Consider the following 17,625-nt stretch of genomic DNA (forward strand, 5'->3'; position numbering starts at 1 on the left):
CACCGCTATGGGGCAGCCAGGGTGACGCGGGTGTTGTTGACGGATGCCGCGGGCTCGGCCCAGAGCCCCACCACCCGGGTCGCCAGCTCGGTCTCGAGCCCGTCGAGGGAGCGCACGACGAAGATGGCCGCCGCGGCGGCGTCCCCGGCCTTCGCGAAGCCCTGGCCGATCGCCCGCACCCAGGTCTCGGCGGCGGCCTTCGCCGCGGCATAGTTCGCACCGCCCGGGGTGGGCTTGTCGACACTCACGCTCGACACGATCGCGAGCCGACCGGCCGGCGACGCCAGCAGGTCGGAGGTGAAGGCCCGCGTGGTGTTGCGCAGGGTGGTCAGCACGTGGGTGTGCAGAAAATCCCAGTCCTCATCGGTCTGGCCGGCCAGTCCGCCGCCGCCGCGCCAGCCGCCGACGAGGTGAATCAGGCCGTCGACGGGTCCATGTTCGGCGTGCACCCGGTCGGCCAGGCCCTGCACCGCGGCGAGGTCGGCGAGATCGCACTCGTAGCGGGCCGCGGATGCCACTTTTTCGAGGCGCTCGGCGCTGGACCCGACGGCGATGACACGGGCGCCGGCATCCGTCAGGGCGGATGCGACGGCCCGCCCGGCCGTGCTGCTCGCCCCGGCGAGGAGCACGAGACGACCAGCGACGCCAGCACCACCGCCCGCGTCAGTCATGCGCGGTGATGCCGACGGTCGACGCGATGACGGCCTTCATCTTCTTCTCGAGGGCTTCGAAGAACATCGACAGCGGGAATTCGTCGTCGAGCACCTCGTCGGTGTAGCCCTTCGGCGCTCCGGCAAGCACCTCCTCGCTCAGCCCGCGGGCCCAGTGCGAGGCCGGGTTCGGCGTGAGGGTCTCGGCGATCATCGTGTAGGCCGCGAGCCAGTGCGCCTTCTTCGGCCGGTCGATCGACGCCCAGTACAGCTCGTCGATGCGGGCGCCGAGGGCGATGACGCATTCGGGAACGGCGTCCCAGTCGACGGTCAGTCGGGTGTCGGTCCAGTGCAGCACGTTGTGCTGGTGCATCCACGCGAACAACAGCTGCCCGCCGAGACCGTCGTAGTTGCGCACCCGACTGCCGGTGATCGCGAAGCGAAAGATGCGATCGAAGATGACCGCATACTGCACGAGTTTCGCGTGCTGGCGGGCTTCCGGGCTCGCGTTGCCGTCACGTTCGATGCTCACCGACTCGCGGAATGCGGTGAGGTCGCAGCGCAACTCCTCGAGCGAATAGAGGAAGAAGGGCATCCGCTGCTTGATCATGAAGGGGTCGAAGGGCAGGTCGCCGCGCATGTGCGTGCGGTCGTGAATGAGGTCCCACATCACGAAGGTCTCTTCGGTGAGGTGCTGGTTGTGCAGCAGTACCGCGGCATCCGCCGGCAGCTGCAGCCGGGTGATCTCGGCGGCCGTGCCCACTACCCGGCGAAACCGGGCGGCTTCGCGGTCGGCGAAGATGGCGCCCCAGGTGAAGGTGGGCACCTCGCGCATCGCGACCGTTTCGGGAAACAGCACGGCCGAGTTGGTGTCGTAGCCGGGCGTGAAGTCCAGGAACCGAATCGGCACGAACAGGGCGTTGGTGTACTGCTGCTCGAGTTCGGCGATGAATTCGGGCCAGATGACCTCGATCAGCACCGCCTCGACCAGGCGGCTGGTGCTGCCGTTCTGCGTGTACATCGGAAAAACGACGAGGTGACGCAGCCCGTTGACCCGGTGCTTCTGCGGCTGGAAGGCCTGCAGGGCGTCGAAGAAGTCGGGCACGCCGAAACCGGCCGCGACCCACTTCTCGAAGTCGACGACGGCGGCCTCGAGGTAGTCGGCGTCGTGGGGAAAGAGCGGCGCGAGTTCGTCGATCGCGGCGGCGATGATGGCGACGGATGCCGCGGCATCCGCGTGCGTGTCGGCGTCCGGGATCGAGCCGTCCTGCGCCTGGAGCGCCTGCAGCGCGGTGGCCGCGGCCTTCAACGCGAGCCAGGCGGGCTGCTGGGCGAGGTCCGCGTCGGCGGCGAGTGTTTCGTCCTCGAGAACCTCGGGCTCACCGATCAGAGCGTCTGCGTTCAGTGCAGCGGCAATGTGTGTTTTTTCAACAGATATCGACATGGAAACCTCCCGTCCTCGTGGATGCCGCGGATGCGGCGGGGCGGCCGTGTGGGGCCAGCTTCAGGCTATCCGGCGCGGCCCGGCGTTTTCTTGTGGATCGGTGCGGGTATTCGTGTGCCGAGCCGGGTGGACGCGCTGTTTTTCGCCGGTATCCGCCGATTTACGGCGTCGGCCGCGAAATGGCGATGGCCGGTTGGTTGTGAAAGTTATCCGCAGATGAGTTATCCACAGATTGGGTTGGCGCCGGTTTCTGATGCTTCGAACCTGCCACGATCGCATCCGTCGACGATCCCCGGCTCACAAAACTCGGAGGTACCGTGCCCAGACCCTTCCCCCTCAAACGAGCGGCAACGCTCCTCGCCATCGGCCTGTTGGCGAGTCTGGCCCTCAGCGGCTGTTCCGACGCGAAAGCGGAGGCCGAGAGAGCGGCCGTGCTGGCTCTCGCGGCCGACTACACCACCCCTGTCGAACCACTGTGGAGCATCGACACCGAGCTCGTGGGAACCCCGGCCGTCACCGAGGACGTCGTTGTCTCCTACATTCGGGTACATGGCGGGATGCAGATCGGGGCGTGGGATGCCCACTCCGGCGCCGAGCTGTGGCGGCACGCTGCGGTTCCGGGGGCGCAAACCCACGGAGTGGAAGTCAGCGCCAAAACCGTGGTCGTGGGGGATGCCCTGTTCGTGCCCTACCTGCGCGACGACCCCAGCAGCTACTACGGTTGGCAAAAATTGGTCATCGCCGAAGCCCTGACCGGAAAGCCGCTGCCTCACGACTGGGGCCTTATCTGGGCCTCGAATCGGCCGGGCGCCTGTTCCGGAGCGGAGGGGGTGTGCTTCACCGGGTGGACCGATGCCGAGAGCGACGCAGACCAGCGCTCATTTCGCGTTGACGTCGAGACGGGAGAGCTCAGCGTCAACACGGAGGAGCGGCCGCCGGCGGCCGGCCGCAGCCTGGGAGACGGCATTTTTGCCACCGACGACCGAGCGCCGGATGGGACTGAGATGCTCGGCTACAGCGCCGATGGTGTGATTGCCTGGCAGAAGCCGTATCAGGACTACTTCGGGCCGAACTCCAGCTCCGACGCAGGGTGGGCCTGGGGCTACGGAAGTTCCAGCGACATCGTCATCGGACAGGGACGTCAATCCGACCCGGAGCACGACGGAGCGGCCGCGTTCACGCGCGACCTGACGGCGTTCACCACGGTCGGGATTCGTCGTGACTCCGGGGAGATGGTGTGGACGCTCGACGGTGTCTACCCGGCATGCACCGCAGCGGGACTCTCCTACGCCGTGGTCGAGTCCGACGTCGATGGCGGCGAAAACGGCGACGGCGAGGCCGAGGTCGAGGTCGACAGCATCGTGCCGATGTGTCGAATCAATTCCGGGAGCATCACGTTTAGAGAAGCCGACGGCCCCGATCAGGCGCCGCCGATTGACAACCTCGATATCGACCTCATCGGCGTCGACGGTAAAACCGGAGAGATCCGCTGGACTGTTCCCCTCGGTGCCGAAGAGGGGAGTCTCTTCGCGCGCGAAAGCGCCTTCTTCAGCCGCACGCCCTCAAGAGTCCTGATGGTCGGAACGGTCGCGACCCTGGTCGACCTTGCCACCGGAGAAAGTCAACCCGCGCCGAAGGACGGAATCTTCTCGTGTGCCGCGGATCGTGTGGGTCTCAATCCCAACTTCTTCGAGTCGGTGAGTCGGGCTGCAGTCGATTACCCCTTCAATGCCGGCGAGAACGTCTTTCCCTGTGACGCGCACAGCACAGCCGGCGAAGTGTCTGCGTTCTCGCGGGGCAGCGTACGCGACGCCGGAATCCATGCCGACGACGGGATTTACATCGTCGGTGGTGCGGCTGGGCTGAGCGGGTTTCAGCTGGAGGACCCCGACGCGGACGCGGACGACGACACCGGGCCTGAGCAGAGCTGACGGCATGGCAGCTACCTAGCCTCCTCTCGCCTTCTGCCCCGCACTGCCCCCAGTGCGGGGCAGAAAGCTGTCTGGTGAAGTCCTTGGCCTAAACCCGAGGATGATGCGCTGGGCATATAACAACACCTTCGGCACGTGGGGGTCGACAGCGCTAGCGTGAAGGTGTGCGGCTCGGTGGCCCTGCTGCACTGCAGAAAGCCGCATCATGAAAAGACTGATCGCATCCGTCGTCCTGGTCCTTGCCGCCTTCGTTCTGACCGGGTGCGCAGTCGCTGACTCAGGTCCGGTCGCCGGTTCCTCCCCAACGGCTACGGCTGGCGCCGTGACTCCGACGCCCACCGCCGAGCCGGCCGGCCTCGTCGTGCTCGATGTGCGCACGCCCGAGGAATACGCCGCCGGCCACCTCGCCGGGGCCCTCAACATCGACGTAAAGGCTGCAGACTTCGACTGGCTCGTCTCGGCGCTGCCGCTTGACGGCGAGTACGTGGTGCACTGCCAGGGCGGCGGGCGTGCCGCGACCGCCGTGACCCGTCTGGCCGAATTCGGCTTCACCGACGTGACGGATGCCGGCAGCTTCGACAACGCCACAGCCCTGACCGGGCTCGCCGTGGTCACCGAGACACCCGGTGCCGCAGACATTCCCGCGGTGGGTTCGGACACTCCGACGGCGGGGTGCGCGGAGACACCCGCTGTGGAGTGAATACTAAATGAGTGAATACCGAGTGGGTGAAGGCTGACGGGTGCCCGACGTGACCCCTGACCCCGTGCCCGATTCGGTGTACCAGCGGGTGCCAAGCTTCGGGCTGCGCCGCCGCGAACCCGGCATCGCGATCAGCGTGCTGGCGCTCGTGGTGATTCAGCTGCTGCTGCTGCACGGCCTGGTCCCCAACCTCGACGGCTATGCCTCGCTCGCGGAATCCTTTCTGCCCTGGCTCGGCCTGCCCATCATCGTGCTGGCCGCCCTCGTTCTGCGCCGGTTCTCCCGGCTCGCCGCGCTCGCCGTTGCGGCGTCGGCGCTCGTCTGGGCGCTCTTATTCGTGCCGTCGATCCTGCCCCACGGTGATCAGGGAGCCGGTGATCCGGGGGCAGGGGCTGCAGCATCCGGTGGCACGTTCACGGTCGCCAGCGAAAACGTCAAAGCCGGCAATCCGCGTGTCGGCGACGTGGCGGCGAGTCTCGCGGCGACCGGCGCCGACGTCGTGGCGATTCAGGAACTCGACTCGGGATCGCAGGCGGCCGTCGCTGCGGGGCTCGACCCGACGCATCCGTTCAGCACGGTCGTGGGCACCGTCGGAGTCTGGAGCACGACCCCGATCCTGGACTCGCGCAACCTCGACCTCGGGCTCGGCTGGACGCGCGCGCTCTGGGTCGACGTCGACACGGATGCCGGCCGCACCCGCGTCTATGTCGTGCACCTCGACTCGATTCGGCCGGGCCAGGACTCGCAGCGCGACGAAATGCTGCGCGAGTTGCGCACGACGCTCGCCGCTGACGTTGCCGAGCGCATCGTGGTCGTCGGGGACTTCAACAGCGCCACGACCGACCGCGCCTTCGCCCGGCTGAGCGACACGGTGACGGATGTCGGCACCAGCACCGTGGGCCTCGGCTTCACCTGGCCGAGCGCGTTTCCCCTGGCCCGCCTCGATCATCTGCTCGTGCGCGGGCTCACCTCCGTGTCGAGCGTGGTGATGCCGGCCAACGGCAGCGACCACCGCGGCATCCTCGTCACCCTGCGCTGAGCGGGGCTGCGGCGGCGAGGCGCCAGAGCGAGGTGATCTCGGCGGCGCGGGCGGCGTGCAGCGGGTCGCTCGGGTCGGCGGCCCGAGGATGCGTCGGGCGAGTGTCGAGGCGCGTCACCACGGTCAGCCCCGCGGCCTCGATCAGGTCGAGCAGCGCGCTGCGGGATCGAAGTCCCAACCGTTCGGCGATGTCGGAGATGATCAGCCAGCCCTCGCCGCCGGGCTCGAGGTGCTCGGCCAGGCCATCGAGGAACCCGCGCAGCATGTGACTGTCCGGGTCGTAGACGGCATGGTCGGTCGCGGTGACGGCGGAGGCGGGAATCCACGGCGGGTTGCAGACCACGAGGTCGGCCCGGCCCGTGGGAAACAGGTCGGCGTCGACGACCTCGACCCGGTCGCTGAGCCCGAGCCGGTCGAGGTTGTCGCGGGCGCAGGCCAGGGCGCGCGGTGACTGGTCGGTGCCGACCACGTGGGCGATCCCGCGGCGGGCGAGGATCGCGGCGATCACCCCGGTGCCGGTGCCGATGTCGTACGCGCGCAACGGGTGTGCGTGCTCGGGCAGCGGCGCGGCCGCCACCAGATCCAGGTATTCGCCCCGCACCGGGGAAAACACGCCGTAGTGTGCGTAGATCCGGTCGTTGAGGGCGGCAATCGCGACGCCCGTGCGCCGCCATTCGTGCGCGCCGACGATTCCGATGAGTTCGCGCAGCGAGGTGACCGACTCGCCGTCGCCGCTCGCGCCCCAGGTTTCGGCGCAGGCCGCGCGCAGGTCGGGCGCGCGGCGCAGGGGCACGCCGAAATCGGCATCGAGCGGCACGAGCAGCAGGCCGAGCAGTTCGGCACGGCGGGCGGCCTCGGCGCGGTGCCGGCGAAAAGCCTGGGTGAGGTCGACATTCGTCGGGCGGCGACCGCGTCGGCCGCCACCGTCGATGCGGCGGCCCAGGGCCTGCAGCAACTGCCGGGCCTGGTGGTAATCGCCGCGCCAGAGCAGGCCGGTGCCGGCCTTCACCAAGCGAAAGGCGGCATCCGCCGTCAGCGTGTCGTCGACGACGGCGACCCGGGTCGGCGCCGCGAACCCGCTCTCCGAGCGCCACAGCGCGCTGCGCTCGTCGCCGGCCTCGGTCCAGTGGATGCGGGGCGCGGCGGTGGTGGGCGTGGCGGAAGACATTTCTCTATTGTCCCTTGACCGGTCCGGGACATCGCTTTACTTTGTCTTCAAGCACAAGGTTGATCAAGGAGTTGATTGAATAATGAACGGTCAGTCGGAGTCCGAGGAGGACCGGTTCGACCGGGCGTTCACGGCCCTGGCCGATCCGATCCGGCGACGGATGATCGCCCGCCTGAGCCGTGGGCCAGCATCCGTCACCGAGTTGGCCGAGCCCTTTCAGGTGTCGTTGCAGGCGGTCTCCCAGCACATCCAGGTGCTCGAGCAGGCCGGCCTCGTGACCCGTACGCGCGATGCGCAGCGCCGGCCCGTGCACCTCGACCCTCACGCGCTCGAACAACTCACAACCTGGATCGACACCTATCGGCTCATCCACGAACGGCAGTTCCGCCGCCTGGACGGCCTGCTCGAATCGCTCAGCACACCCGAAAAATCAACAACCCAGAAGTCGACAACCCAGGAAACATGACGACAAGGAGACCCGAAATGACCGAACACGTGCTCAACCTCACCGTTCCCGCCGGTGTCCCGTTCATCGACTGGACCCGCGAGTTCGATGCTCCGATCAACGCCGTCTACCGGGCGCACTCCGACCCTGCCCTGGTCAAGCAGTGGCTCGGCCCGGCGGTCTACGACATGCAGATCGACGCCTGGGACCTCCGCACCGGCGGCCACTTTCGCTTCGCGCAGAGTGACGCCGAGGGAAACCGCTACTCGTTCAACGGCGTCTTCCACGTCGCCCGCGAGAATGAGCTGATCATTCAGACCTTCGAGTTCGAGGGCTACCCCGACGTGGTCAGCATCGAGACGCTTCGCTTCGAAGACGTCGGCGACGGCCGCACCCTGCTCACCGGCCACAGCACCTACCCGAGCCAGGAGGCCCGCGACGGCATGGCCCAGAGCGACATGGAGGGCGGCATGAGCGAGGGCTATGAACGCCTCGACGCGGTGCTCGACGCGGTGCTCGACTCCGAGCGCGCGATGCACTGACCGCTCGAAGCGGATGCTGGACCCGAGCGGTCGTGTCGCCCGGGTCAGCGCCGGGCCGGTCAGTGCAGGTCTGGTCAGTGGAGGTCTGGTCAGCGCAGGTCTGGTCAGCGCAGGGCCGGCATGACCTCGCGTTCACAGAGCTCGATGCCGGATCGGTCGTAGGCGGCCTCCGGAAAGTAGTGGATGGCATAGCCGAGCCCCCGGGCTCGCATATCGGTCAGGCGCTCCACGATCTGCTCCGGGGTGCCCACGCCGAGCGCGGTGCCGGTGCGATATTCGGCCATGAACCCCGCAGCGCCGTCGGCGCCGAGGTACGGGGTCACCCGGGCTTCGATCGCGTCGAGGCGGTCGGCGACCTCGGCCTCGGTCGCGCCGATCACGGTGTTGTAGTTCGCCGATCGGGTGATCGCGTCGAATTCGGTGCCCTGGGCGGTGCAGTGCCCGCGCAAGACCTCGCTCTTGTGGCTGAAACCCTCGGGGGTGCCGTCGAAGTTCGTGTAGTTCGCGTGCTGCGCAGCGATGCGCAGCGTGACCTTCTCGCCGCCGCCGGCGATCCAGATCGGGATGCCGCCCGGCTGCAGCGGCAGGGGCTGAAAGATGGCACCGTTCATCTGGTAGTGCGCGCCGTTCAGGGTGGCGGTGCCGGTGGTCCAGGCCTGTTTCATGATCTGCACGCCCTCGTCGAGGCGGGCCAGGCGCTCGCCGGCCCGCGGGAAGCCGTAGCCGTAGGCGCGCCACTCGTGCTCGTACCAGCCCGCGCCGATGCCCATCTCAACGCGGCCGCCCGAGATGATGTCGGCCGTCGTGGCAACCTTCGCGAGGTAGCCCGGGTTGCGGTAGCTCATGCACGTGCACATCTGGCCGAGGCGCACCCGGGTCGTCGTCGCGGCGAAGGCGGCGATGAGTGACCACGCCTCATGGGTGGCCTGCTCGCTCGGCACCGGAACGGTGTGGAAGTGGTCGTAGACCCAGATCGATTCCCAGTCGCTCGCGTCGGCGTGTGCGGCCAGGCCGCTCATCGCCGCCCACTGCGCGGCCGGCTCGATGCCGACCAGGTCATGACGCCAACCCTGGGGAACGAACAGTCCGAATCTCATTCCTCGAGCCTATTGTCGTGCCTGGCGGAGATGATTGGCCGCACGCTATCGGCCGGTGGGGCGTGGAGCAGGTGGGCGGCCGCCGCGGTGTGGTCTGCGGTTCGGATCGATGCTCGTCGGCGGAATGAACCAGACCACGTTGTGTGTGACGACGACGTCCCATCCCTCCTCGTGAATGCGGTGGTGGCAGGGGCCGCACTGCAGAACACCGTTTGTGAGGTCGGTGGGTCCGCCGTGGGCTTTCCACCACAAAATATGGTGGGCCTGGGTGTAGCTGGGTGGTCGGTTGCAGCCGGGGGTGGCGCAGCCGCCGTCGCGTTCGGCCAGGGCCAGTTTCTGGGCCCGGCTGAACAGGCGTCGGCCGACGCCGAAGTCGAGCACTTCGCTGTCGCCGCCGAGGACCATCGGGATGATGTGGGCGTCGGCGGCCATGCGGCGGGCGGTTCCGGCCGAGATGGGCTGTTCGATGCCGTCGAGGTGGGCTTCACCGAGGCCGTCGAGCAGGGATTGGAGGGTCATCCGCACGATGACGGTGGTGTGGTTCAGCGGCCCGGGGCCTTGGGTGCAGCTGAGGCCGTGCCGCACGATCTCGACGAACGCGTCGAAGCACATCTGCTGGATCGTGCGCGTCTCGACCAGCTGCAGGTGTGGTTCGCCGCATTCATCCTCATCGGTGGACGGTGCGGTCTCGGTCGGTTCAAACCGGGGCTTTCGCAGTTCGGCGCCGACGAGGGCATCGATCGCGGTGTCGAAGAACGCCGCCGAGACCGGGTCGGCCTCGAGCACGTACCGTTTCATGCCGTTGGGCAGCACCGTGCGCACCAATGANCGTGCGCACCAATGAACGGCGGCCGACGAGCACTTCTTCGTGGGGCTCGATCCCGTCCACGTCGAGAGCATCGCGGTAGCGGATGCTCAACTTGCGCACCGAATCCACCGGATTATCCGTCGCAAAATCGACCAGGGCCTGCTCGGCCATATCCAGGGCGTCACCGGTGGCCCGCGGAGAGGCCTGGGCCAGGTCCGGGGTGATGTAACCGGCCGAATCCACGGTCACCGCTCCGGCATCGAGGGCCGCGGCCACCTGCGGGTATTCGGGCGGCATCCGCTCACCGAGCAGGCTCACCCGCGGCCGGGTCGCCGACCCGACCCGGCACAGCCGGCTGGCTTCGCCCATCGAAATCTGTCCGACGTCGGTCAGCAACACGCGCGCGTTACGGCACCCGGTTTTCGCCGCGATGCCGTGCGCGCCCGAGTCGTGTGTGAAGCGGTCGGCCAGCTCACCTGCCGCCCGGGCCGCGAGGGCCTCCACCTGCCGTTTCGCGGCGAAGATCGCGTCGGTCGTGGTGAGCAGCTCGGCGTCAGTCATGCCCTGCAGATCGCGGGCCGCGCTCGGGCCCTCGTCGCTGTCACAGACGAACCGCCCACCGACCGCCGCGGCAACAGCAGCGGCGACGAGCGCGGTGCTGTTCTGCAGGGCGTCGGTGGAGGTTGTCATAGTGAAATTTTCTCACCCACCACCGACACTGCCTCCGACAAGAGCCCCGCGGTCAGAGGTCGCTGTGGACAACTCGTGAAACTCGCGCCTGTGGATACTCCCGATGCGCCAGAGTCGCCTCACGCGACGTTGCACCGGGGATGCGGTGCGCACGCCCGGCCGCTGCCGCAGACTACGATTTAGCTACCGGGCCGTGCGGCCCGGGCTGCACCCACCAGTCTTGATAATTTAGAAGAGGTCACGTGAGCGGGCTCGAATTCGCCAGCATCATCAGCGAAATCCTGACGCTAATCGGGCTTTTCGTCGGTGGCGGGCTCTATCTGGTCGGCCTCTCGGTGCGCGGCATCAGCGGGCGGTGGGTGCGAACGGACGCCGTGATCGCCGCGGCGCTGCCGACCCACGTCATCCGCTGGTACGACCATGAGGGCGACGTGCATGAGCGCCCCGCCGACACCCATGAGACCCACGAGCTCGCGCCGGGCGAAGACGTTCTGGTCTGGTTTCGCCGCCGCTCGCCGGATCGGTGCCGCACCCACGACCCCGCCCTCGACGGCAAGGCGTTTCGGGTGATCGGACTCGTGCTGCTCGGCATCGGCATCGTCGCCGCGGTGCTCGGCGTCGTGATGATGTTTCTCCCGACCGGGCCCGCTTAGACGGCTGAGGCGGATGCCGGCGCATCGTCGACCTGGAAACGCGGGTCGTCGGCGGCTCGGGAACTGCTCGCCGCGGCCGCGATGATCGTGATCAGCGCGCCGAGAATGAGCGCCGCGGCCTCACCCGGCAGCAGCAGGTTCGAGGCCGTGCCGATCGCGACCGCGGCGACCGGAACCCCGAGCTGACCGGCGCTGAGCAGGCCGAGCGACAGGGGCAGCCGGGCGAGCCGGGTGCTGGCATGGGTGAGCAGGGCACCGCCGCCGAGCGCGAGCCCGAGCAGGATCATCTGTGGGTGTCCGACGAGATCGCGCAGATTGAGTGAGGCCCCGAGCCAGACGAAGAAGAGCGGACCGAGAAAGCCATCGGCCAGGGCGAACAGCTGGCGGGCCAGCCGGCGCGGTTCGCCGGCGGCGGCGACGGCCAGGCCGAACGCGAAGCCGGCGAGCATGATCGACACCTGGGTGTACACGGCGAGGGCGGCGAGGGCGAAGAGAACCGCCAGCTGGATGCGCAGCTCGAGGGCGAATTTGCGCGCGGACGAGAGGTGGTGCATCCGCTGCCGTGCCCCGCTGCGTTCCAGGCGGCTCAGCCCGAAGTAGAGCAGCACGGCCGCCGCCATCACCAGGGCCGCGCCGACGGCGGCCCGGCCCGCGTTCGGCGGGTCGATCGCGAGCGGCAGGGCGATGATCGCCGCGATGTCGGCGAGGGCGACCTGCGCCGTCATCGCAAGCACCTGCGGCCCACCGAGGCGCAGCGAATCGACGATCGGCAGCACGAGCGCGGCCGACGAGGAGGCCAGCAGCACGACGTAGAGCGGCGCGTGGCCGGTGCCGAACAGCAGCGCGATCGCGACCCCGAGGGCCACCGCGACGACGGCGACCCCGCCGGCCCGGATCGCTCCGTGGCCGAGTGCCCGGCGGATCGCCCCGTCGCGCATCGGGACATGGCTGCCGGCGACGAACATGATCAGCGCGAACCCGACATTGGCGAGCAGGGTGAAGGTGGGGTCGCCGGCATCGACCAGGTTGAAGCCGGTCTGGCCGATGAGCACGCCGGCGAGCAGCTGGCCCACGACGACCGGCAGACGCCAGCGCCGGGGCAACGCGAGCAGCGGGCCGAGCAGCGCCACGATCGAGATGAGCGCGAGGGCCAGGAACGTCACTGCCGCACCCGACCGTCGCGACGGCGGACGCCACGTTCGCCGACGGTGCCGGAGCCGGCGCGGGGCATCCGCTCGGTGCCGGCATGCGGCGTGACGTCGTGCGACATGCTCACCCCTTTTAGGACGAGCGTAGTCCCGTCGTTCTCGGCGCCCGCGCTCCGGACTGCGCGGCCCGCACGATCTCGGCGATGCGGCGCGGGGCGGACTCCTCCTGCAGCGAGGAGACGTCACCGAGCGGTCGACCGTCGACGATGTCGCCGAGCAGGCGGCGCATGATCTTGCCCGAGCGGGTCTTGGGTAGGTCCGGCACGATGAACACGTCGCGGGGCTTGGCGATCGCGCCGATCTCGTGGGTGATGTGGGCGCGCAAAATCGGGGCGAGTTCGGCGGCGGCGGCGAGCCAGGCGGTCACCTCGTGCTCGTTGTCGGGGGCGGTGGCCGGAATCACGAACGCCGCGATTCCCTCGCCGGTGGTCGGGTCGGCCACACCGACCACGCCGGCTTCGCCCACGAGCGGATGCGCGACCAGGGCCGATTCGATCTCGATCGTCGACAGGCGGTGGCCCGAGACGTTGATCACGTCGTCGACCCGGCCGAGCAGCCAGATGTCGCCGTCTTCGTCATACTTGGCGCCGTCGCCCGAGAAGAAGTAGCCCTGATCGGCGAATTTGGCCCAGTAGGAGTCGCGGTAGCGTTCGGGGTTGCCCCAGACCGTGCGGGCGACGCCGGGCCACATGCCGGCGATCACGAGGTAGCCGCCCGATCCGTAGGGCACTTGCTTTCCGTCGTCGTCGACGACGAGGGTCGTCAGGCCGGGGATCGCGCGCAGGGCTGAGCCGGGTTTGAGGGTGCTCACGCCGGGCAGCGGCGACATGATCGTCGCGCCGGTCTCCGACTGCCACCAGGTGTCGACGATCGGGGCTGTGCCGGCGCCGATGTTCTCGCGAAACCAGACCCAGGCCTCGGGGTTGATGGCCTCGCCGACCGATCCGAGCAGGCGGATGCTCGACAGGTCGTACTCGGCAGGCAGGCCGTCGGGGAACCAGGTCATGAACGTGCGGATCAGGGTCGGCGCCGTGTAATAGGTCGTGACGCCGTAGCGTTCGATGATTTCGAGGTGCCGGGCCGGGTGCGGGGTGTTCGGGGTGCCCTCGTAGATCACCGAGGTGGTGCCGTTGCTGAGCGGCCCGTAGTGCACGTAGCTGTGCGCGGTGACCCAGGCGAGGTCGGCGGTGCACCAGTGCACGTCGGTGTCCTTGGCGTCGAAAACCGCCCAATGGCTCCAGCTCGCGTGCACGAGGTAGCCGCCGCTCGTGTGCACGAGGCCCTTCGGCTTGCCGGTGGTTCCCGAGGTGTAGATGATGAACAGCGGTGTCTCGGCGTCGAAGAACTCGGGCTCGTGTATTTCGGAGGAGACATCGACGGTCTCGTGCCACCAGACGTCGCGGCCGGGCGTCCAGGGGATGTCGGGGGTTTCGTCGCCGGTGCGGCGCACGACGAGCACGTGCTCGATCGACGCGACGCCGGCCACGGCCTCGTCGGCGGCGGCCTTGACCGGCACCGCCTGGCCGCGGCGATACTGGCCGTCGGTCGTGACGAGCAGCTTGGCGCCGGTGTCTTCAACCCGAAACCGCAGTGCCTCGGCCGAGAACCCGCCGAAGACGAGCGAGTGGATCGCGCCGATGCGGGCGATCGCGAGTGTGATGATGATGGTTTCAGGGATCACCGGCAGGTAGAGCACCACCCGGTCACCCTGAACGATGCCGAGCGCGGTCAGCGCGTTCGCGGCCTTCTTGACCTCGATCTCCAGGTCGGCGTAGGTGAGGGTGCGGCGGTCGCCGGGTTCGCCCTCGAAGTAGAACGCGACCTTGTCGCCGCGGCCGGCGGCAACGTGCCGGTCGACACAGTTCACGGCGACGTTGAGCTTGCCGCCGGCGAACCACTCGGCCCGCGGCACCGAGAGCTCGCCGTCGGCGCCGGTCACTGCGGGCTGCCAGGTGTGGTCGGTGTGCCAGGGTGCGGCCCAGTCGAGGCGGGCGGCCTGCTTCGTCCAGAAGGCGATCGGGTCGGCGCTCGCGTGGTCCCACTCGCTCGCATCGACGTTGGCCTGCGCGGCGAAAGCGGCCGGCGCCGGGTAGCGGCGGTGCTCGGTGGAGAGGTTGCGAATGGTGTGGGCGGTGAGGTCCGGGTGGGTGCTCGCGTCGGTCGCGGCTGTGGCGGCTGTGGTGTCGGTGCTGCTGGTCATGCTGTTTATGCCCACTTCTTATTGGCCCATTTTTCGAATATGCCGACAACGGCATCCGTTATTTTGCCGATCACGGCCAATAAGACGATGGCGAGGATGATGCGGTCGATGCGCCCGTTGCCGCCGGATTCCGAGAGCAGAAAGCCGAGGCCCATCGAGGCGCCGAGCAGTTCGGCGGCGACCAGGAACAGCCAGGCTTGGGCGAGGGCGAGGCGCAGCCCCGAGATGACCGACGGAATCACCGCGGGCAGCTGCACCGCGGTGAACAGGCGGATGCCGCCGAGCCCGAACGCGCGCCCGGCCTCGACCAGGTGCTGGTCGACGTGGCGCAGGGCGAGCGAGACGGTCGTGTAGACCGGGAAGAACGCGCCGATGGCCACGAGCGTGATCTTGGACTGTTCGCCGAAACCGAGCCACAGCAGCAGCAGGGGAACCCAGGCGAGCGACGGCACGGCGCGAATGGCGCCGAGCGTTGGTGACAGCAGCACGTTCGCCCCGCGCGAGAGCCCGACCAGGGCGCCAGCGGCCACGCCGAGGGAGGCGCCGATCGCGAAGCCGATGAGCACCCGCTGGGTGGAGATGGCGACGTAGAGGGTGAGCTGGCCACGCTCGTAGAGGTCGATCGCGGCGAGGAAGACCATCGCCGGCGATGGCAGCTGTGAGACGCTGACCACGCCGAGCGTGATGCTCAGCTGCCAGACCAGCAGAATGGCCAGCGGCAGCAACGCACCGCCAAAGATGACAAAACCGCGACGCGACGTGAGGCGGATGGGCCGCCGGGCGGGCCGCACGGCCGCGGCGGTGCCCGGCTTGGGGATCTGCGTCTGCGTCACGGTTCTGTCCTTCACTGATCTGATGACTGCGGGCGGGCGGGCGGGCGGGCGGGCGGGCGCGCGGCGCGTCGGTGCTGCGGGTCGCGCGACTAGTCGACGACGACCGTGGGGTCGGCCTGCGTGGCGAAGGTGTCGTTCACGATCGTCTCGAGGGCCTCATCGACCTGTTCCTGGGTCAGCACATCACCGTTCTCGACGAAGATCGGGCCGATCTTCTCCAGGACGGAGATCTGGGCGTCACCGGGAATGTTGTCCACGTCGAGGTTGCTGCGCTCGGTGATGACCGTCGTGGCGACGGTGAGGTCGATTGCGGCGACCTCGGAGAGGATCTGGGCGGTCTCTTCGGGGTTCTCGAGCGCCCAGGCCCTGGCGTGCTCGTAGACGTTCACAACGGTCTGGGCCACATCGGGCTTCTCGGCGATGAAGGCCTCGGTGGCGTTCAGGAAGCCGTAGCTGTTGAAGTCGACGTCGCGGTAGAACAGTTCGGCGCCGGCGCCCTCGGCAGCGCCCATGATCGGGTCGAGTCCGGCCCAGGCATCAACCGAACCGCTCTGCAGGGCGGACCAACCGTCGGCGTGCTGCAGGTTCTGGATCGTGACGTCGTCCTGGCTGAGTCCTTCGGCCTCGAGCGCCTGGAGCAGGAAGAAGTAGGGGTCGGTGCCGGTCGTCGCCGCGACCTGCTTGCCCTTGAGGTCGGTGACCGACGTGATCTCGGAGCCATCCGCGGCCACGAGCGCCGCCCATTCGGGCTGCGAGTAGATGTCGATGACCTGGATTTCCGATCCGTTGGAGCGGGCCAGCAACGCCGCCGATCCGGCCGTGGACCCCACGTCGATGGCGCCGGCGCGCAGGGCCTCGTTGGCCTTGTTCGAACCGGCGGACTGGATCCAGTTGACGGTGATCTCCTGCTCGGCGAGGGCGTCTTCGAGCCAGCCCTTTTCCTTGATCACGAGTGAGAGGGGGTTGTAGGTGGCGAAGTCGATGTTGAGCGCGCCGCCGGTCGTGACCGTGGCGTCGCCCGTGGATGCGGCGGCGTCGGCCGCGGGAGCGTCCTCGCCGGCCACGCAGCCGGTCAACAGCAGTGCGGCTGCGGCGGCGCCGGCGATGAGGGCGGCGGAAATGCGTGTGGTCATGTCAATCTCTCTGGCTGTGCGGAAGGGGTGCGGGGTGCGGGGTGCGGGGTTCAGTACGGAAAGTGGGGGATGGTGTGTGTTGCGGCCACGCCGCGGGCCTGGCCGTGCCGGTCGATGCCGAGTCCGGCCAGCAGGCGGCCGCGCAGTTCGGCGAGCTCGGCCGATCCACGGTCGCGCGGTCGGCCGCCCGGCACCACGAGCTCCTGCACGATCGTCGCCCCGGTGCGGCCGCCGGCCATGTCGTCGGCGTCATCGTCGGCTCCGAGCAGGATGATGCGGTCGGCCAACTGCAGGGCTTCGTCGACGTCGTGGGTGACGAGCAGGATCGTGGTCGGCGCCGCCGCGTGAACGTCGAGCAGCAGGTCCTGCATCTTCAGCCGGGTGAGCGCATCGAGGGCGCCGAACGGCTCGTCGAGCAGCAGTACTCCGGGGTTGCGGGCGAGGGCCCGGGCCAGTGAGGCGCGCTGGGCCATTCCGCCGGAGACCGCGCGGGGGCGGTGGTCGGCGAAGCTGGTCAGCCCCACCAGCTCGAGCAGGGCGGCGACGCGGCTCTTGCCTTCGGCCCGGCCGATGCGGCGGGGCAGGCCCAGCGCCACGTTGTCGGCGATCGTGCGCCAGGGAAGCAGCCGGGGTTCCTGAAAGCCGACCGCGCAGCGGGCGTCGATGCCGTTCAGCGGTGATCCATCGATGCGGATGCTGCCGGTGCTGGGCTCATCGAGCCCGCCGGCGATGCGCAACAGGGTGGACTTGCCGCATCCGCTCGTGCCGAGAATGGCGAGCACCTCGCCCGGCTGCACGGTCAGCGAGACGTCGCGCAGCACGGGCCGCGGGGCAACGGTGGAGCCACGGGCGGCGCCGCGCTCGGGCTTTGCGGTGAAGGACCGGCCGATGTCAGAGAAGTCGACCGAGAAGGAGGTGTTGTCGGCCGGCGCGCTCGTGCGAGCAGGGGCCGCTGCGGGCGCAATCGAGGTGGAAACGGTGGACACGGGACTTCCTCTCACAAAACAGGTCGGCAGTGCGGGGCTGTGTTCGACCGTACTCAGGAGCGTGTTTCGGTGCTGTGAGGTGCGAAACGGGGCGTAAC

At 68.7% G+C, this 17,625-nt stretch carries 17 protein-coding genes; 6 read left to right on the forward strand and 11 right to left on the reverse strand.

Going from position 1 to position 17,625, the window contains the following annotated elements:
* Positions 1–5 precede the first annotated feature (5 nt).
* Together D6T64_RS06045 and D6T64_RS06050 are read right to left on the reverse strand one after the other, a co-directional pair.
* Positions 6–671: an SDR family oxidoreductase gene (locus D6T64_RS06045; protein ID WP_119973150.1), complete on the reverse strand. Its 666-nt coding sequence runs from the start codon at positions 669–671 to the stop codon at positions 6–8.
* Positions 664–2,094, reverse strand: a complete 1,431-nt coding sequence (locus tag D6T64_RS06050; RefSeq protein ID WP_119973153.1) for a DUF6421 family protein — start codon at positions 2,092–2,094, stop codon at positions 664–666. The genes D6T64_RS06045 and D6T64_RS06050 overlap by 8 nt, the downstream gene beginning before the upstream one ends.
* A gap of 317 nt (positions 2,095–2,411) precedes the next feature.
* Here D6T64_RS06050 and D6T64_RS06055 point away from each other — a divergent pair, with 317 nt between their 5' ends.
* The 3 genes from D6T64_RS06055 to D6T64_RS06065 all read left to right on the forward strand — a co-directional run bounded on the left by D6T64_RS06055 (position 2,412) and on the right by D6T64_RS06065 (position 5,764).
* On the forward strand, positions 2,412–4,025 hold the full coding sequence (locus D6T64_RS06055) for a hypothetical protein (protein WP_147364494.1): 1,614 nt from the start codon (positions 2,412–2,414) through the stop codon (positions 4,023–4,025).
* Between the two features lie 205 nt (positions 4,026–4,230).
* Positions 4,231–4,725 (forward strand): rhodanese-like domain-containing protein, encoded by a 495-nt coding sequence (locus D6T64_RS06060; RefSeq protein ID WP_119973158.1) that lies wholly within the window; start codon positions 4,231–4,233, stop codon positions 4,723–4,725.
* 49 nt (positions 4,726–4,774) lie between these two features.
* Complete coding sequence (locus D6T64_RS06065; protein ID WP_158594830.1) at positions 4,775–5,764, forward strand: endonuclease/exonuclease/phosphatase family protein; 990 nt, start codon at positions 4,775–4,777, stop codon at positions 5,762–5,764.
* Here D6T64_RS06065 and D6T64_RS06070 read toward each other — a convergent pair.
* Positions 5,751–6,932 (reverse strand): methyltransferase, encoded by a 1,182-nt coding sequence (locus D6T64_RS06070; RefSeq protein ID WP_119973163.1) that lies wholly within the window; start codon positions 6,930–6,932, stop codon positions 5,751–5,753. The genes D6T64_RS06065 and D6T64_RS06070 overlap by 14 nt on opposite strands.
* 82 nt (positions 6,933–7,014) lie before the next feature.
* Between D6T64_RS06070 and D6T64_RS06075 the strand changes: the two genes are divergently transcribed.
* Positions 7,015–7,398, forward strand: a complete 384-nt coding sequence (locus D6T64_RS06075) for an ArsR/SmtB family transcription factor (protein ID WP_119973166.1) — start codon at positions 7,015–7,017, stop codon at positions 7,396–7,398.
* Between the two features lie 17 nt (positions 7,399–7,415).
* On the forward strand, positions 7,416–7,919 hold the full coding sequence (locus D6T64_RS06080; RefSeq protein ID WP_119973168.1) for an SRPBCC family protein: 504 nt from the start codon (positions 7,416–7,418) through the stop codon (positions 7,917–7,919).
* A 104-nt stretch (positions 7,920–8,023) separates the two neighbouring features.
* Here the strand turns inward: D6T64_RS06080 and D6T64_RS06085 are convergent, their stop codons facing one another.
* From D6T64_RS06085 to D6T64_RS06095, 3 genes are read right to left on the reverse strand one after another with little or no spacing between them, the layout of a single operon-like run.
* Positions 8,024–9,016, reverse strand: a complete 993-nt coding sequence (locus D6T64_RS06085) for an LLM class F420-dependent oxidoreductase (protein ID WP_119973171.1) — start codon at positions 9,014–9,016, stop codon at positions 8,024–8,026.
* Positions 9,017–9,061: 45 nt separating this feature from the next.
* Positions 9,062–9,814 carry an HNH endonuclease signature motif containing protein gene (locus tag D6T64_RS06090; RefSeq protein WP_158594831.1) on the reverse strand — a complete coding sequence of 251 codons (753 nt, stop codon included), beginning with the start codon at positions 9,812–9,814 and terminating at the stop codon, positions 9,062–9,064.
* The gene (locus tag D6T64_RS06095; protein WP_119973176.1) at positions 9,714–10,514 is read right to left on the reverse strand and encodes a DUF222 domain-containing protein; all 801 of its coding nucleotides are present in this window, start codon (positions 10,512–10,514) and stop codon (positions 9,714–9,716) included. Before D6T64_RS06095 ends, D6T64_RS06090 begins: the two co-directional genes overlap by 101 nt.
* Before the next feature lie 242 nt (positions 10,515–10,756).
* Here D6T64_RS06095 and D6T64_RS06100 point away from each other — a divergent pair, with 242 nt between their 5' ends.
* Complete coding sequence (locus D6T64_RS06100) at positions 10,757–11,167, forward strand: DUF3592 domain-containing protein (RefSeq protein ID WP_119973178.1); 411 nt, start codon at positions 10,757–10,759, stop codon at positions 11,165–11,167.
* Here D6T64_RS06100 and D6T64_RS06105 read toward each other — a convergent pair.
* The 5 genes from D6T64_RS06105 to D6T64_RS06125 form a co-directional block, all read right to left on the reverse strand.
* Positions 11,164–12,330 (reverse strand): cation:proton antiporter, encoded by a 1,167-nt coding sequence (locus D6T64_RS06105; RefSeq protein WP_119973180.1) that lies wholly within the window; start codon positions 12,328–12,330, stop codon positions 11,164–11,166. The genes D6T64_RS06100 and D6T64_RS06105 overlap by 4 nt on opposite strands.
* Positions 12,331–12,448: 118 nt before the next feature.
* On the reverse strand, positions 12,449–14,575 hold the full coding sequence (acs, locus tag D6T64_RS06110; RefSeq protein ID WP_119973182.1) for an acetate--CoA ligase: 2,127 nt from the start codon (positions 14,573–14,575) through the stop codon (positions 12,449–12,451).
* A gap of 5 nt (positions 14,576–14,580) precedes the next feature.
* On the reverse strand, positions 14,581–15,408 hold the full coding sequence (locus D6T64_RS06115) for an ABC transporter permease (protein WP_119973185.1): 828 nt from the start codon (positions 15,406–15,408) through the stop codon (positions 14,581–14,583).
* Positions 15,409–15,497: 89 nt separating this feature from the next.
* Positions 15,498–16,541: an aliphatic sulfonate ABC transporter substrate-binding protein gene (locus D6T64_RS06120; RefSeq protein ID WP_119973187.1), complete on the reverse strand. Its 1,044-nt coding sequence runs from the start codon at positions 16,539–16,541 to the stop codon at positions 15,498–15,500.
* A 50-nt stretch (positions 16,542–16,591) separates the two neighbouring features.
* Positions 16,592–17,527, reverse strand: a complete 936-nt coding sequence (locus tag D6T64_RS06125) for an ABC transporter ATP-binding protein (protein ID WP_233550863.1) — start codon at positions 17,525–17,527, stop codon at positions 16,592–16,594.
* Positions 17,528–17,625: the final 98 nt, after the last annotated feature.

It is taken from the genome of Cryobacterium melibiosiphilum, from assembly GCF_003602235.1.
Lineage (GTDB): Bacteria > Actinomycetota > Actinomycetes > Actinomycetales > Microbacteriaceae > Cryobacterium > Cryobacterium melibiosiphilum.